1 protein-coding gene is annotated in these 261 nt (G+C 57.9%); it reads right to left on the bottom strand.

What is annotated here, in order from left to right; translation table 11 throughout:
* Positions 1-261 (bottom strand): FAD-dependent monooxygenase (locus AAEZ09_RS28595; protein ID WP_350601711.1); only part of this gene is annotated, 261 nt, incomplete at both ends.

Raw genomic sequence — 261 nt, 5'->3', positions numbered from 1 at the left:
GCTTTGGTTTAAACTTCATTTGCAGAAAGTAATCGCGCAGAGGCGGGATCAGCCCGATCACGCGGAAGGTGCTGGTAATGAGTTTGGCGCGCAAGGCTGAAGCCGGCGCCATGACCACCCCGAGATTCAGCGCCAGCTTGATCAGCGCCCAGGCATGATCGCGGCGTTCGCTTTCATAGGTCTCGAGGGCGCTTTTCGCCATTTGTCCCCGGAGTACCGCCACAAGTTTCCAGGCGATGTTATGCGCATCACGCACACCAC

The organism is Pseudomonas sp. 65/3-MNA-CIBAN-0223, from assembly GCF_040310425.1.
In the GTDB taxonomy this organism is placed as follows: Bacteria; Pseudomonadota; Gammaproteobacteria; order Pseudomonadales; family Pseudomonadaceae; genus Aquipseudomonas; species Aquipseudomonas gregormendelii.
This window is presented reverse-complemented; position numbering and strand designations above follow the sequence as displayed.